The sequence below is a fragment of the Kosakonia sp. LAM2021 genome, assembly GCF_016620385.1.
GTDB lineage: Bacteria > Pseudomonadota > Gammaproteobacteria > Enterobacterales > Enterobacteriaceae > Kosakonia > Kosakonia sacchari.
Window position 1 is genome coordinate 129,314 of the sequence record NZ_JAENHT010000006.1, and the last position, 14,701, is coordinate 144,014.

General features: G+C 54.8%; 11 protein-coding genes. 5 read left to right on the plus strand and 6 right to left on the minus strand.

The window, feature by feature from the left end; translation table 11 throughout:
- The first annotated feature begins 171 nt into the window (after nt 1–171).
- Nucleotides 172–1,341 carry a DNA repair protein gene (locus tag JKP81_RS14525; RefSeq protein ID WP_200552302.1) on the plus strand — a complete coding sequence of 390 codons (1,170 nt, stop codon included), beginning with the start codon at nt 172–174 and terminating at the stop codon, nt 1,339–1,341.
- 36 nt (nt 1,342–1,377) lie between these two features.
- On the opposite strand, the gene JKP81_RS14530 is transcribed toward JKP81_RS14525, so the two are convergent.
- Nucleotides 1,378–2,151 carry a siderophore-interacting protein gene (locus JKP81_RS14530; protein ID WP_200552393.1) on the minus strand — a complete coding sequence of 258 codons (774 nt, stop codon included), beginning with the start codon at nt 2,149–2,151 and terminating at the stop codon, nt 1,378–1,380.
- A 237-nt stretch (nt 2,152–2,388) separates the two neighbouring features.
- Between JKP81_RS14530 and JKP81_RS14535 the strand changes: the two genes are divergently transcribed.
- Nucleotides 2,389–2,913: a PadR family transcriptional regulator gene (locus tag JKP81_RS14535; RefSeq protein ID WP_200552303.1), complete on the plus strand. Its 525-nt coding sequence runs from the start codon at nt 2,389–2,391 to the stop codon at nt 2,911–2,913.
- Here JKP81_RS14535 and JKP81_RS14540 read toward each other — a convergent pair.
- Together JKP81_RS14540 and JKP81_RS14545 are read right to left on the minus strand one after the other, a co-directional pair.
- Nucleotides 2,910–4,472 carry a methyl-accepting chemotaxis protein gene (locus JKP81_RS14540; protein ID WP_200552304.1) on the minus strand — a complete coding sequence of 521 codons (1,563 nt, stop codon included), beginning with the start codon at nt 4,470–4,472 and terminating at the stop codon, nt 2,910–2,912. The two genes, JKP81_RS14535 and JKP81_RS14540, sit on opposite strands and share 4 nt — an antisense overlap.
- A gap of 447 nt (nt 4,473–4,919) precedes the next feature.
- On the minus strand, nt 4,920–6,440 hold the full coding sequence (locus JKP81_RS14545; protein WP_200552305.1) for a PAS domain-containing methyl-accepting chemotaxis protein: 1,521 nt from the start codon (nt 6,438–6,440) through the stop codon (nt 4,920–4,922).
- Nucleotides 6,441–6,871: 431 nt separating this feature from the next.
- Here JKP81_RS14545 and ygjG point away from each other — a divergent pair, with 431 nt between their 5' ends.
- Nucleotides 6,872–8,251 (plus strand): putrescine aminotransferase, encoded by a 1,380-nt coding sequence (gene ygjG, locus JKP81_RS14550; protein WP_200552306.1) that lies wholly within the window; start codon nt 6,872–6,874, stop codon nt 8,249–8,251.
- Between the two features lie 182 nt (nt 8,252–8,433).
- On the opposite strand, the gene lsrG is transcribed toward ygjG, so the two are convergent.
- Complete coding sequence (gene lsrG / locus JKP81_RS14555) at nt 8,434–8,727, minus strand: (4S)-4-hydroxy-5-phosphonooxypentane-2,3-dione isomerase (RefSeq protein WP_020455365.1); 294 nt, start codon at nt 8,725–8,727, stop codon at nt 8,434–8,436.
- Nucleotides 8,724–9,611, minus strand: a complete 888-nt coding sequence (gene lsrF, locus JKP81_RS14560) for a 3-hydroxy-5-phosphonooxypentane-2,4-dione thiolase (RefSeq protein ID WP_131407662.1) — start codon at nt 9,609–9,611, stop codon at nt 8,724–8,726. Before lsrF ends, lsrG begins: the two co-directional genes overlap by 4 nt.
- Before the next feature lie 138 nt (nt 9,612–9,749).
- Here lsrF and lsrK point away from each other — a divergent pair, with 138 nt between their 5' ends.
- Nucleotides 9,750–11,324, plus strand: coding sequence for an autoinducer-2 kinase (lsrK, locus tag JKP81_RS14565; RefSeq protein WP_200552307.1), 1,575 nt, complete (start codon nt 9,750–9,752; stop codon nt 11,322–11,324).
- 141 nt (nt 11,325–11,465) lie between these two features.
- Complete coding sequence (locus JKP81_RS14570) at nt 11,466–13,487, plus strand: FAD-dependent oxidoreductase (protein ID WP_200552308.1); 2,022 nt, start codon at nt 11,466–11,468, stop codon at nt 13,485–13,487.
- 33 nt (nt 13,488–13,520) lie between these two features.
- On the opposite strand, the gene rlmG is transcribed toward JKP81_RS14570, so the two are convergent.
- Entirely contained in the window at nt 13,521–14,651 is a 1,131-nt protein-coding gene (gene rlmG, locus JKP81_RS14575) for a 23S rRNA (guanine(1835)-N(2))-methyltransferase RlmG (RefSeq protein WP_200552309.1), read from the minus strand.
- Between the last annotated feature and the right edge of the window lie 50 nt (nt 14,652–14,701).

Genomic DNA, 14,701 nt, shown 5'->3' on the forward strand with positions numbered 1-14,701 from the left:
TCGTTTCGCGGCAAAAAGACGCCATAAACGCAATTTTCACAGAAAGACTAACGCATTGAAATATGTCCCATGTAATATGGCTCCGGGCTATTGCGAGATTTGCAACCATGGTCCAGATTTGATGAATTAACAACTCCCTTTAACACACTCAACGCGCTTTGACGAAACGCCATGAACAAACCTATAAAACGGCTTGAAATCATCAAATACGCCATTGAACTGGAGGATGACGGCATCATCCTCAGCCAGCTTCCTTTACTTAAAAATGAAGTTACGGACCCGGAGTTAGCGTTTATCGTTCACGCGCTTGAAGAGAAAAATTACAGCGAAGCGATGCGCGCCATCACCGTCTGGCTGCAAAACCAGCGCTCAGTGGTCAACTGGCAGGATCCGCAAGTGGCCGCCAGCAAACTGGAGCTGAAAGCGCTGGAAGAGCAGATGCGCGAGCTCATTGATAAACGCAATGCGCGTATCCAGTTGCTCGATGAATTCAACGATCTCTACTTAACCCGCCTTGGGCCGCTGATGTCGCAGATCCTGCGGCTGCGTAAAACGCTGGCCGAAGCCGCGGTGCGCCGCCAGGAGGCGGAAGCGCGCCGTCGCGAGGCGGATTATCTGCGCTGCCAGAAATATCTGTCGCAAGCTGTTGAAGTCTTAGTAACCTTGACGCAACGCTGGCAAAGCATGCCACCGCACTCATTACAGGCGGCGGAAGCACGCAAGCATCTGCAACAACAAAGCGAGCTGATTGCCTCGCTGCTCGCCGAAGCGCAGGAACTGGAGCGCGGCCTCACGCGGGAAGAAGAGCCCACGCGCCAGGCGCGTGACGAAGCGCGTCAGGAGTATGAAAGCTACCAGGAACAGCAACACGACGCGGAAAAACGCTTTAGCTTCGAGCAGAAGATGAGCGAAGACGAGCGTCATGAGCTGAAACGTCTGTGGCGCCAGGCCAGCAAGCTCTGTCATCCGGACCTGGTGGATAACGAACTGAAAAACGACGCTCACAGCATGATGGTTCAGCTTAACCAGGCGCGCCAGCGCGGCGATCTTAGCGCCATTCGCTCGATTTTGACCCGCCTGCAAAAAGGGCTGGAGCCATTAATGGCAAGCGATCGGCTCAACGATCTGCAGCGCCTGCGTCAGCGCATTGTTGAGGTCAAACAGCATATCGCCAGCCTGATTGAAGAGCTGGCGACGCTGGAAAAAGAGGAGTCCTGGCAGTTGGTCTCGACGCTTGGCGACAGGGAAACCTACTTCCGCCAGCAGGAGAAAGCGCTGGCGGAGATCCGCCAGACGCTGGAACAGCAGGTCAGCGAAGCCGAGTACGACGAAGTGGCCTGAACGCAACGAGCCCGGTAATCGCACCGGGCTTACCGCTTATTTCTTGTGCCAGTAGGCTTGCGCGCGCACCAGTTGTTGATCGATGTCGGCAGATTCAAAGCGATTCATTAGCGATTTCACTACCTCCCCTTCCCCGGTCAGCCAGATAAAATAGTCGTTTTCCGGCACGCTTATCGCCGCCAGTTTGTCGGCAACTGCCTGCGAGTTATGCCCCTGCACCCACTGAATATCAAAGCCGTTTATATCCGCGAAATAATCTTTATAAGCAACATCCGCAATGCTCACCACCGCTGTGACCTGCGGGCGTACAGCAAGCTGGCTGAGGGCTTCAAGGCGGCGGCGCAGCGCCGGCATACCGGATTCATCGCACACATATAACTGCCAGGCGTAATCTTCCGGCACCACCAGCGAACCGCGCGGCCCGCCGATAGTCAATTTATCGCCCACCTGCGCCTGCATCGCCCAGCTACTCGCTACGCCGCCGTCGTGAATGTAGAAATCCAGCGTCAGCTCGTGGCGGCTGGCATCGTACAGCGGCGTATAGTCGCGGGAAGCCGGGCGCGGGCCATCGCCCCAGACGATACCTTCATCAGTCACCACCGGCGGTACAAAGTGCGTACCCGGCTGCGGGAAGAACACTTTGCTGTGATCGTCAAAGCCACGGGAGGTGAAGCCATCCAGTTGCTCGCCGCCGAGCACAATGCGCTGGAAGCCCGAACCTGCGCGTTCGACGCGCAAAACAGTTAACTCGCGAAAGCGCAGCTCATTGCGCACGCGCTGGGGATAGCGTTGAGGGTTGGTTGTCATAATCGGCCTTCGAGAACGTGAATACGATATATCTAAAAGTTGTGCAAATGATAATGATTGTTGATTAGGCAGAAGGCAAGATCTTTTTAAGATATAGTCTGTAGAAAACGCACTGGTTGCCAAAGATGAAATCTAAGTTCTTTGAAATCATATTATTAACACAAAAAAGACCGTCACCATTGTTAAACCAATCTATTTTAGATATAAATTAGATATATCAAATTACATGAGAAAGCAGATATGGGTCATCATCACGGCAATGCCGACAGCGAGCACCACCACGGGCATGGCGGCGGTCGACGTCAGCGCTTTTTCGGTCACGGCGAATTACGTCTGGTGATCCTGCATTTACTCAGCCAAAACGCCAGCCACGGTTATGAGCTGATCAAAGCCATTGAAGCTCTGACGCAGGGCAACTACATACCCAGCCCTGGCGTGATTTACCCGACGCTGGATTTCCTGCAAGCGCAGCAGTTAATTACGGTTGGCAATGAAGAAAACGGGCGCAGAATGATCGCCATCACGCAGCAGGGCACGCAGTGGCTGGCGGAAAATACGCAATCGCTGACACAGATTGAAGAGCGGATTAAAGCGCGCAATGTTGGCTATCAATTGCGTAAACACCCGCAGATGAAACGGGCGCTGGAGAACTTTAAAGCCGTGCTGGATTTACGGGTGAACCAGGGGGAAGTCAGCGCCACGCAGCTTAAACAGATAATCGGCATTATCGACCGCGCAGCGCTGGAGATTTCACAACTCGATTAAACTGCCTGTCGCGCGTCGCGCAGGCGGAACACCTGCACCAACTCACGCAGATGCAACGCCTGGTCATTCAGCGCTGCTGCCGCCGCCACAGACTCTTCCACCAGGCTGGAGTTCTGCTGGGTGGTGGAGTCAATCAGGCCAATCGCGCTGTTAATCTGCGAAATACCATCGGTCTGCTCGCGGCTCGCCTGGCCAATTTCGCGCAGGATAACATCCATCTCTTCAACGTTACTGACCATACCGTTAATCAGCGCGCTGGCTTCTTCGACCAGCGCCATGCCTTCACGAGTCTGGCTGGTAGAGCTTTCAATCAGATGGCGGATATCGTTGGCAGAGGAAGCGCTCTTTTGCGCCAGTTGACGTACTTCACCGGCCACGACGGCAAAACCACGGCCGTGTTCACCAGCGCGAGCCGCTTCGACCGCCGCGTTCAGCGCCAGAATATTAGTCTGGAAGGCAATTGCGTCAATCAGGTTGATGATGTCCGACATACGATTAGACGTGTCGTTAATCACGCGCATCTTCTCGGTGACCTGCTTCATCATCTCGCCATTATTCTTCACGACTGTCGCCGCATCGGCAGAAAGATGCGTGGCTTCGGAGGTGTGATCTGCAGTGTTTTTCACCGTCGCGGTGATCTGCTCCATAGACGCCGCCGTCTGCTCGACGGAGCTGGCCTGCTCTTCGGTACGCGCCGCCAGATCCTGGTTACCGGCCACAATCTGCGCCGCCGCGCTGGAGATACTCTCAGATCCGTTTTGCACCTGATGAACAATCTCGACAAGACGGTTTTTCATCTCCATCAGCGCACGCAGCAGCACGCCGGTTTCATCGCGGTGGCGGGAATCGATGGTACGCGTCAAATCGCCGTCGGCAATCGCTTCGGCAAAGGCAACCGCTTCTCTCAGCGGGCGAGTGATCATCCGCACGATATACCAGCCAATCAGGCTACCCAAACCGATACTCACAATAGCAAGCACAATCAGCATCAGGCGGTTAGAACTGAAATCGTTCTGCACCTGGTCGCCCGCCGTGCGCATTTGTCCATCCTGAATGGCGATCAGCGCCAATACGCGCTCTTTGTAAGCATTCTGAATGTTAATGGTTTTGGTCATCATCTCCTGAATCGCACCCGCGCGGTCGTTATTTTTAACGGCATCAAGGATGCGGAAACGTGAGTCGAGGTACTGCTGGCGCACGGTGCGGATATCTGCAAGGATTTTCTGTGATTTATCATCACGCAGGTTTTTAGATAAATCTTCCAGCAGAGCGGTAATGTGGGAGCTTATCTCACTAAGCTGCTTTTGCGACTCACCGGTCCATTTGCCGTCGCTATCCAGCAGCATCAGTTGCTGAGTGCTGACAAAGGTCTGGAAATTATCAATAAGTTGATTGGCTTTCACCGTGGTTGGGTAATCTTCGTGTACGATCTCTTGCATTCCGTTATTCGCGCGGTTCAGGCTGAAGAGTGACAGACAGGAACTCACTACCATTAACGCAATAAAAAAGCCGAACGCCACAAATAATTTCGTGCCGATTTTTACATCATGTAAAAACATATATTCTCCATGGGTTTGATTATTTTATTGACGAAAGCTCCGCGCCGTCACCCAAATGGCACGCTTAAGTCCCTGGCGCAAATTAAAAAGAGTGCAGCCACTAGCCGTTATCGGTAACGTTAGCGCTAACTTTATGAGTTTGATCGTTTTTTTAATTACTTAATGAATCTTCTGATAGCCAACAACGATTAATTGGCTATTTATCGATCGTTATATGCGTTCAGCTATATATATTCACAAACTATATTAATGTCACTTCATTAAAGTTAATTAAAAATTAAATAACCGAGATGAGAATATATTAATACTTCACAATGCAAACTGTATTTAATAATTAATTAACAAAATAGAAATAACATCATTACATGAAAAGGGAAATACAGTGAAATAAGAGATAAAAAAACCGCCAGTAATGTTACGGGCGGTTTTTAATCCTGCTATAAGCGATCAGTGCAATACGGCAACCGCATCCTGCAGGCGGTCTGCGCGATGCTTCACCATTGCCGAAACCGCAGCGCTCTCCTCGACCAGACCGGCGTTTTTCTGCGTGATGGCATCCAGTTCCGCCACCGCACGCGTCAGTTCGGAAAGCCCCGTCGCTTGCTCAGATGTCGACTGGCTAATCTGGCCTATCAGTGCAGTGACGTTTTGCACCTGATTAACAATGTCTTCCATCGTCCGGCCTGCGGCATGCACCTGGTCGTAACCAGACTGCACTTTACTGGCACTGGCGTCGATCAGCTTACGAATATCATTCGCCGCGCTGGCGCTACGGCTCGCCAGGTGACGAACTTCACCCGCCACCACCGCAAACCCTTTGCCCTGCTCGCCGGCTCTGGCCGCTTCAACCGCGGCGTTCAGCGCCAGAATATTGGTCTGAAAAGCGATGTCATTAATCAGCTTGGTGATAGAGCCAATGCGCCCGGTGCTGTCGGCAATCTCATCCATGGTTTTCACCACCGTCTCCATCGCCTTGCCGCCGTGTGTGGCAGCGCTACTGGCGGAGCTGGAGAGCTCGTCTGCCGCCGATGCCGTTTGCGAGTTGTTTTGTACCGATGCCGCCATCTGGCTCATAGTGGCAACCGTCTGCTGCACATTCACTACCGTCTGGCGCGTGCGTTCATTAAGATCTTCATTACCTTTCGCCAGCGTTTCACTGCCGCTACGCACACTGTGAACCTGGGTTGAAACATCATTGATCAACCAACGGCACATCAGCCCCAGTTGCCCGATCGCCCGCAATGTCAGCCCCAGCTCATCGCTGCGGTTCAATGGTTGCACGCTATTGCGCTCCCCGGTGGCCACACTCAGCGCCTGACGCGCCACGTTTTCCGCCGGGCGAACAATTTGCCACTCAAATGCCAGGCAGCCCAGCAGCATCGCCAGAGTGCTCACTGCCAGCGCCAGGGCGCCTGCGCCGGTAAACCACAACCCGAGAAATTGCGCAGCCCACAACAACGTCATGACGCTACGCGCACGCCAGCGGAGCGGCATGCCTGCCAGTTTTCCCCACCAGTGCTTGCTAATGACCAGGCCTTTATAGACGCGTTTGTTGCAGTGCCCTTCGTTTAACGCTTTGTACAGCGGTTCAACGGCGGCGATCTCTTCATCTTTCGCCTCGGTGCGAATCGACATGTAGCCGGTAACTTTGCCATTGCGCACCATGGGAACAGCATTGGCTCGCACCCAGTAATGGTCGCCATTTTTACGCCGGTTTTTGACGATGCCGCTCCACGGCTCGCCCTGTTTCAGGGTGAACCACATATCGGCAAAGGCCGCTTTGGGCATATCCGGGTGGCGGACGAGGTTGTGGGGCTGGCCAAGCAGCTCATTCTGGGTATAACCACTGGCATGGATAAATGCGTCGTTGGCGTGGGTGATGTAACTTTGCTGGTCAGTGGTCGACATCAGCGTGGTGTCATCCTCCAGCATAAAGCGCTGTTGGCTGACATAAGGAGGAGAAGACATGGTTGCGTCCTATGCAGGTTATATTGCTGTTAAAAATTACTGCGAATGTTATTTCGGCGATAATGGGTTTATCTTTAGTTGTTAAATTTGATTTAGATCGCAATTTGCAATAAAACCCTGTTTTTCGTGGGTTCGTTAACTCAATGATTTTAATAATTTCGCTATGTTATCACTGGGTTTCCGTAACACAAACGCCCTATAATCGTGCATTTATTGCACCATATGGGCGCAATGCGCTCAGCACCTCTCCTGAAGAGAACAATTTTTAATCACAAAAGATACAAATTATTAACGTAACGGCATGATTAAATTTTGCGCACTTTCATTTTTCCCTGGCATTTATCCCGATTTATGCTCCCTGCACCGAAGTGGCGTAATCCCTGCAATACTTAAATCGGTATCATGTGATACGCGAGCCCCCGGAGCCCATTTTGAACAGGTTACCTTCCAGCGCATCGGCATTAGCGTGCAGCGCTCACGCACTGAATCTCATTGAAAAGCGAACGCTCGACCATGAGGAGATGAAAGCATTAAACCGAGAGGTGGTGGATTACTTTAAAGAGCATGTGAATCCGGGGTTTCTAGAGTATCGAAAATCTGTTACCGCCGGCGGGGATTACGGAGCCGTAGAGTGGCAAGCTGGCAGTTTGAACACGCTTGTCGACACCCAGGGGCAGGAGTTTTTAGATTGCCTGGGTGGATTTGGAATTTTCAATGTGGGGCACCGTAATCCAGTTGTGGTTTCCGCCGTACAGAATCAACTCGCAAAACAACCTCTGCATAGCCAGGAACTGCTCGATCCATTACGCGCAATGCTGGCCAAAACGCTGGCGGCATTGACGCCCGGCAAACTGAAATACAGCTTCTTTAGCAACAGCGGAACTGAATCCGTCGAGGCAGCGCTAAAACTGGCGAAAGCCTACCAGTCACCGCGCGGTAAATTCACCTTTGTCGCCACCAGCGGTGCGTTCCACGGTAAATCGCTGGGCGCGTTGTCGGCAACGGCAAAATCGACTTTCCGCAAACCCTTTATGCCCCTGCTGCCAGGCTTTCGTCATGTGCCGTTTGGCGATATAGACGCGATGCGTACGCTGCTTAGCGAATGCCAGAAAACCGGTGATGATGTCGCCGCCGTGATCCTGGAGCCGATCCAGGGTGAAGGTGGCGTGATCTTACCGCCGGCCGGTTATCTGCCAGCGGTACGCAAGCTGTGCGATGAGTTTGGCGCGCTGCTGATTTTTGACGAAGTGCAAACCGGCATGGGTCGTACGGGGAAAATGTTCGCCTGCGAACATGAAAACGTGCAGCCAGACATCTTGTGCCTGGCGAAAGCGCTGGGCGGCGGCGTGATGCCGATTGGCGCGACTGTCGCCACCGAAGAAGTGTTCTCGGTGCTGTTTGATAACCCATTCCTGCATACCACCACCTTTGGCGGTAACCCGCTGGCCTGTGCGGCAGCGCTGGCGACCATCAATGTGCTGCTGGAAGAGAACCTGCCCGCTCAGGCGGAACAGAAAGGCGACATGTTGCTGGACGGTTTCCGCGCGCTGGTGCGTCAATATCCGGATCTGGTGCAGGACGCGCGTGGTCGCGGGATGCTGATGGCGATTGAGTTTGTCGATAACGAAACGGGCTACAACTTTGCTAGTGAGATGTTCCGCCAGCGGGTGCTGGTTGCCGGAACGCTGAATAATGCGAAAACCATTCGTATCGAACCGCCGCTGACGCTGACAATTGAGCAGTGTGAGGAAGTACTGAAAGCGGCAGCCAACGCGCTGGCAGCACTGCGGGTTACCGAAGAACTGGCGTAAATGTCTGCATAAAACCCTCTCCCCGCGGGAGAGGGTTTTTTATTGCTTATGGAAAATTAGTGGTCATCAGCCGTTCAGGTTTTCTGCCCTATTACCCTGAGATTTCAATCTCACGCAGAAACGGCTTTTACAGGTGCGGTACGCGCTTTCAGGCGCAAACAATGCACCATGAAAGCGGATGTTTACTTCGGCAGTAAACCAATAAAGCTGCGTTTTTTGCGCGGCTCCGACATCAGTTCTTCCAGTTTCTCCACGCACGCCAGGTAGTGCGGTGTCTCCTTATGCGCCTGGACAGCGGCGTCATCCTGATATGCTTCATAAATAAAAAAGCGGGTTTTCACTTTCGGATCCTGTAATACATCAAAACGCAGATTCCCCGGCTCGCGGATAGCGCCTTCGTGATTGGCGCGAAAGACCTGTAAAAACTCATCTACTCTGTCCGGTTTGATATTGATTTCCACCAGCGTCACATTCATGGTTGCTCTCCTTGTTTTTCCTCCAGCCAGAACTGGTACGCCTCACGGGCGTGCATGTGCTCGTGTACCACTTTTTTCACCGCCTTGAGCATGGCGAGCGGCGCGCTGGACTGGAAAATGTTGCGCCCCATATCCACACCTGACGCGCCCTGATCAATGGCGCGGAAACACATCTCCAGCGCCTCCTGCTCGGGTAACTTTTTCCCGCCTGCAATCACGATCGGCACCGGGCAACTGGCGGTGACTTTTTCGAACCCTTCTTCAACAAAGTAGGTTTTCACAAACTGCGCGCCCATTTCGGCGGCGATACGGCTGGCCAGCGAAAAGTAACGCGCGTCGCGCGTCATCTCTTTACCCACACCGGTTACCGCCATCGTTGGCACACCGTAGCGGTTGCCCGCGTCCACCAGCTTAATGATGTTGTTAATCGACTGGTGCTCATATTCACTGCCGATGTAGATTTGCGCCGCCACCGCGCAGACGTTGAGCCGCAGCGCATCTTCCATCGCCACTGCCACGCATTCGTTAGAGAGTTCGGCAAGGATTGAATTGCCGCCAGAGGCACGCAGCACCACCGGTTTATTAGTGGCGGGCGGCACCACACTGCGCAAAATGCCGCGCGTACACATCAGCACATCGGTTTGCGCGAACAGCGGCGCAATCGATAGATCAATACGCTCAAGCCCGGTCGTCGGCCCCTGGAAATAGCCGTGATCGAAGGCCAGCATCACTGTACGGTTACTCTGGGGGTTAAAGATCCTTGCCAGCCGCGATTGCATACCCCAGTCCAGCGCACCGCAGCCCTTCAGGGTGAAAGGCACATTTTGCTGCGCGGTGCCCAGTCCAAAGTCTTTGCCATCTTTGATGTCATCGAGATCTGCCATCCTGCCTCCCGCAAAAAGCTGTGATAGAACAAGTGATTTTGTGACTGAAGAATGTTCAAAAGCGTAGGCGCTGAACTATATTTACGACCGTACGAGGATCACAGTTTTATCTATGATGCTTGCGAGGGGGCAAAACCCATGAGTTACCTTTTAGCGTTAGATGCAGGAACTGGCAGCATTCGGGCAGTGATCTTCGACTTGAGCGGGCGACAAATTGCCGTCGGCCAGGCCGAGTGGAAACACCTGAGCGTGGAAAACGTCCCCGGCTCTATGGAGTTCGACCTCAACACCAACTGGCAACTTGCCTGCCAGTGCATCCGCCAGGCGCTGAAAAACGCCGGTCTGAGCGGCGCGGATATCCAGTCAGTCGCCTGCTGCTCTATGCGCGAAGGTATTGTGCTGTATAACAACAATGGCGACGCCATCTGGGCATGCGCCAACGTGGATTCCCGCGCCAGCCATGAAGTTGCCGAATTAAAAGAGATCCATGACTGGCAGTTTGAAGCTGAAGTCTACAGCGTTTCCGGGCAGACCCTGGCGCTCAGCGCCATGCCGCGTCTGTTGTGGCTGGCGCACCACCGCCCTGATATTTACCGCGATACCGCCACTATCACCATGATCAGCGACTGGCTGGCCTCGCGCCTCTCCGGCTGGTTAGCGGTGGATCCTTCCAATGCCGGCACCACCGGTATGCTCGATCTCTTTACCCGCGACTGGCGCCCCGACTTGCTGGATATGGCCGGGTTACGCCCGGATCTGTTATCACCGGTGAAAGAGACCGGCAGCCTGTTGGGCGAAGTGACTCACCAGGCAGCACAAGAGTGCGGACTGCGGGAAGGCACGCCGGTGGTGATGGGCGGCGGTGATGTGCAGCTCGGCAGCCTTGGGCTTGGCGTGGTTCGCGCCGGGCAAACCGCCGTGCTCGGCGGCACGTTCTGGCAGCAAGTGGTGAACTTGCCGCAAGTGCGCACCGACCCGGAAATGAATATCCGCGTCAATCCGCATGTCATTCCAGGCATGGTACAAGCGGAGTCGATTAGCTTTTTCACCGGCCTGACCATGCGCTGGTTCCGCGACGCGTTTTGCGCCGAAGAAAAATTGATTGCCGAGCGGATGGGCATTGACGCCTACACCTTACTGGAAGAGATGGCGGGTCGGGTTCCAGCCGGTTCATGGGGCGTGATGCCCATTTTCTCCGATGCCATGCACTTCAAGCAGTGGTATCACGCCGCACCGTCGTTTATTAACCTCTCCATCGACCCGGAAAAATGCAACAAAGCCACGCTGTTCCGCGCGCTGGAAGAGAATGCGGCCATCGTTTCCGCCTGCAATCTGGCGCAGATTTCACGCTTTTCCGGTGTACAATTCGACAGCCTGGTCTTCGCCGGTGGCGGTGCGAAAGGCGCTCTGTGGAGCCAGATTTTAAGCGATGTGACGGGCCTGCCGGTACGCGTGCCGGAAGTGAAAGAGGCCACCGCGCTGGGCTGCGCTATCGCCGCAGGTGTGGGTGCCGGGTTGTATGACGATATGGCAACCACCGGCGAACGGCTGGTGCGCTGGAGCCGGGAATTTACGCCAAACCCGGAACATCGCGAGCTGTACGACACCATGATGCTGAAGTGGCAGAAAATCTACGCCGAGCAGCTCGGCCTCGTCGACAGCGGTTTAACCACATCCCTGTGGCAGGCCCCCGGCCTGACAACCGGAGCCTGAAGCACTTTTCCCTCTCCTGTGCGGGAGAGGGATATTTGAATCCCATCACAATCATTCGCTCCGCCTTTTCCCTTTTCTGCCGCGACGGCTAAAGTAGAACTCATCCGACCACATAACAATAATTTTACACTGGAAGAGAGCATGAGCCACTACCCGTCGCTGTTCGCCCCGCTCGATCTGGGCTTTACCACGCTAAAAAACCGTGTGTTGATGGGTTCAATGCACACCGGGCTGGAGGAGCGCCCGGACGGCGCAGAGCGGCTGGCGGCATTTTATGCCGAACGCGCCCGTCACGGTGTCGGGCTGATTGTCACTGGCGGCGTTGCGCCTGCGCTTTCCGGCGTCACCATGGAAGGCGGCGCGGTGCTGCACGATGCCAGCCAGCTTCCCCATCACCAGCAAATCACCGAAGCGGTGCATCAGGAAGGCGGCAAGATCGCCCTGCAAATCCTGCACACCGGGCGCTACAGCTATCAACCGCAGCTGGTCGCGCCATCGGCGTTACAGGCGCCGATCAACCGCTTTACGCCGCATGCATTGAGCCATGATGAAATTCTCACGCTAGTTGATGATTTCGCTCGCTGCGCTGCGCTGGCGCAGCAGGCCGGTTATGACGGCGTTGAAGTGATGGGTTCTGAGGGCTATCTGATTAACGAATTTCTCGCCGCACGTACCAATCACCGTGAAGATGAATGGGGCGGCGATTATGCCCGGCGCATGCGCTTTGCTCTGGAAGTGGTGCGTGCCGTGCGCGAGCGTGTGGGAAGCAACTTTATTATTATCTATCGCCTGTCGATGCTGGATCTCGTCGAAGGCGGCGGCACGCTGGAGGAAACTATCGCGCTGGCGCAGGCGGTAGAAACCGCAGGCGCGACGCTGATTAACACCGGTATTGGCTGGCACGAAGCGCGTATCCCGACCATAGCCACGCCGGTGCCGCGCGGCGCATTCAGTTGGGTGACGCGCAAGCTGAAAGGCAAAGTGAAGGTGCCGCTTATCACCACCAACCGCATTAACGATCCGCAGATCGCGGATGAGATCCTCGCGCGTGGTGATGCCGATATGGTATCGATGGCGCGCCCGTTTCTGGCCGATGCCGAGTTTGTATCGAAAGCACAAAGTGGCCGCGCGGATGAGATCAATACCTGCATCGGTTGTAACCAGGCCTGCCTGGATCAGATCTTCGCCGGTAAGGTCACCTCCTGCCTTGTTAACCCCCGCGCCTGCCATGAAACGCTGATGCCGGTGCTTCCGGCTGTGCAAAAGAAAAACCTGGCGGTGGTCGGCGCAGGTCCCGCCGGGCTGGCGTTCGCCATTAATGCCGCCGCACGCGGGCACAACGTGACGCTGTTCGACGCCCAGGCGGAGATCGGCGGGCAGTTTAATGTCGCCAAACAGATCCCCGGTAAAGAGGAGTTCTACGAAACGCTGCGATACTACCGCCGGATGATCGATCTGACCGGTGTAACGTTATGCCTGAATCAACGCGTCGATCCGGCCAGGCTGCTGGAGTTTGACGAGGTAATCCTTGCCAGCGGCATTGAACCGCGAATGCCGCCGATCGACGGGATCGACCATCCAAAAGTGCTGAACTATCTCGATGTACTGCGCGATAAAGCGCCGGTGGGCGAAAGTGTGGCCATTATTGGCTGCGGCGGGATCGGCTTTGATGCCGCGATGTATTTAAGCCAGCCGGGCGAGCCAACCAGCCAGAATATCGCCGAGTTTTGTGTGGAATGGGGAATTGATACCAGCCTGAATGAAGTGGGCGGTCTGCGCCCGGAAGGACCACAGTTGCCGAAAAGCCCGCGCCGCATTGTGATGTTGCAGCGTAAAGCCAGCAAACCTGGTGAAGGTCTGGGGAAAACCACCGGCTGGATCCACCGCGCCACGTTATTGTCGCGCGGGGTAAAAATGATCCCGTCGGTAAGTTATCAAAAGATCGACGATGCCGGTTTGCACCTGTTGATCGACGGCGAACCTCAACTCTTAGCGGTTGATCATGTGGTGATCTGCGCAGGCCAGGAGCCGAAACGCGAGCTGGCGGAACCGCTGCGCGAAGCGGGTAAAACAGTGCATTTAATCGGTGGCTGCGATGTGGCGCTGGAGCTGGATGCCCGCCGGGCAATTGCGCAAGGGACAAAACTGGCGCTGACGATTTAAACAAAGTGGCCCGCCGAGCGGGCCACATTTCCGTTAACGTTTTTTACGCACTTTCACTGCTTTCAGCACCACGAACTTGTTGTTAGTGGCAAGGGTTTCGCAGTTGCCAAATACGCGTTTCAGCTTGCGGAAATAGTCGAGGTGGCGGTTGCCAACAATGCGCAGCTCACCGCCATATTTCAGGCAGAAACGCGCATCGTTAAACATCTGCCAGGCAATATGATCGGTGATCGCGCTCTGCTGATGGAACGGCGGGTTGCAGACTATTGCGTCAAACCTGTCCGGCTCCACGCCGGACAGCGAGTTGTTGATCATATACTCGCTGCGTTCAATCGCTTCCGGCAGGTTCGCTTCCACATTCAGCCGCGCGGAAGCCACCGCCATCGCCGACTCATCGGCGAACAGCACACGGCTGTTCGGGTTTTGCGCCAGCAGTTTTAAACCAATCACGCCGTTGCCACAGCCCAGATCAACCATCTCTCCTTCGACGTTTTCCGGCAGATGTTGCAGGAAAAATCGCGCGCCAATATCCAGCCCGCTGCGGGAAAAGACATTGGCATGGTTATGGATAGTCCAGTTCGTGCCGTCCAGCTTCCAGCTGGCGAGCATCGAATTCTCCTCAAGCGCAGGTGCGCTAAACGTGCAGTTGATGAGCCGCGCTTTTTTCCATGCCAGCGTGGTAGTTGTCGGCCCGAGGATTTTTTCAAACAGCGCTATCGTCGAGTTGTGGACATCGCGCGCTTTCGCCCCGGCGATAATCCGCGTTTGCGGCGTCACCACGTTGCGCAGCGCGCGCAGTTGCTGCTCCAGCAGCGCCAGTTGTTTTGGCACTTTGATAAGCACTAACGCCGGGTTTGCGGGCAGCGGGCTCAGGCTGTCTTGCAGCGTGACGGCGGTTTCGTCCAGATCGTTAATGCGCAAGTTATGCTGCGTCGCCAGCTCTGCTATATAGGAGTCGTTGACGGAAACCGGGCGATGCGACACCAGCGCACATGCCAGCGCGCCGAAGCTGTCGTTAAAAATAAGAACCGGGCCATCGACCTCATTCACCTGTTGCAGCAGATACTCGTCCGCCGCGTCCCACGCCTGTAGCGACGCCTCTTCCACGCCGACAGGGAATCTGTCTAAAGTGAATGATTGTCCGTTTAACTCAACCTGGCTCATCGCCCCTCCGCAATGCTAAAATTCGCGCGTTTTATCGCTTAATTATCCGG

Excerpts from the sequence above, each read along its gene's own strand:
- JKP81_RS14525 (WP_200552302.1), top strand. The coding sequence starts at position 172 with ATGAACAAACCTATAAAACGGCTTGAAATCATCAAATACGCCATTGAA.
- JKP81_RS14535 (WP_200552303.1), top strand. The coding sequence starts at position 2,389 with ATGGGTCATCATCACGGCAATGCCGACAGCGAGCACCACCACGGGCAT.
- JKP81_RS14540 (WP_200552304.1), bottom strand. The coding sequence starts at position 4,472 with ATGTTTTTACATGATGTAAAAATCGGCACGAAATTATTTGTGGCGTTC.
- JKP81_RS14545 (WP_200552305.1), bottom strand. The coding sequence starts at position 6,440 with ATGTCTTCTCCTCCTTATGTCAGCCAACAGCGCTTTATGCTGGAGGAT.
- lsrG (WP_020455365.1), bottom strand. The coding sequence starts at position 8,727 with ATGAATGTGACGCTGGTGGAAATCAATATCAAACCGGACAGAGTAGAT.
- lsrF (WP_131407662.1), bottom strand. The coding sequence starts at position 9,611 with ATGGCAGATCTCGATGACATCAAAGATGGCAAAGACTTTGGACTGGGC.
- lsrK (WP_200552307.1), top strand. The coding sequence starts at position 9,750 with ATGAGTTACCTTTTAGCGTTAGATGCAGGAACTGGCAGCATTCGGGCA.
- JKP81_RS14570 (WP_200552308.1), top strand. The coding sequence starts at position 11,466 with ATGAGCCACTACCCGTCGCTGTTCGCCCCGCTCGATCTGGGCTTTACC.
- rlmG (WP_200552309.1), bottom strand. The coding sequence starts at position 14,651 with ATGAGCCAGGTTGAGTTAAACGGACAATCATTCACTTTAGACAGATTC.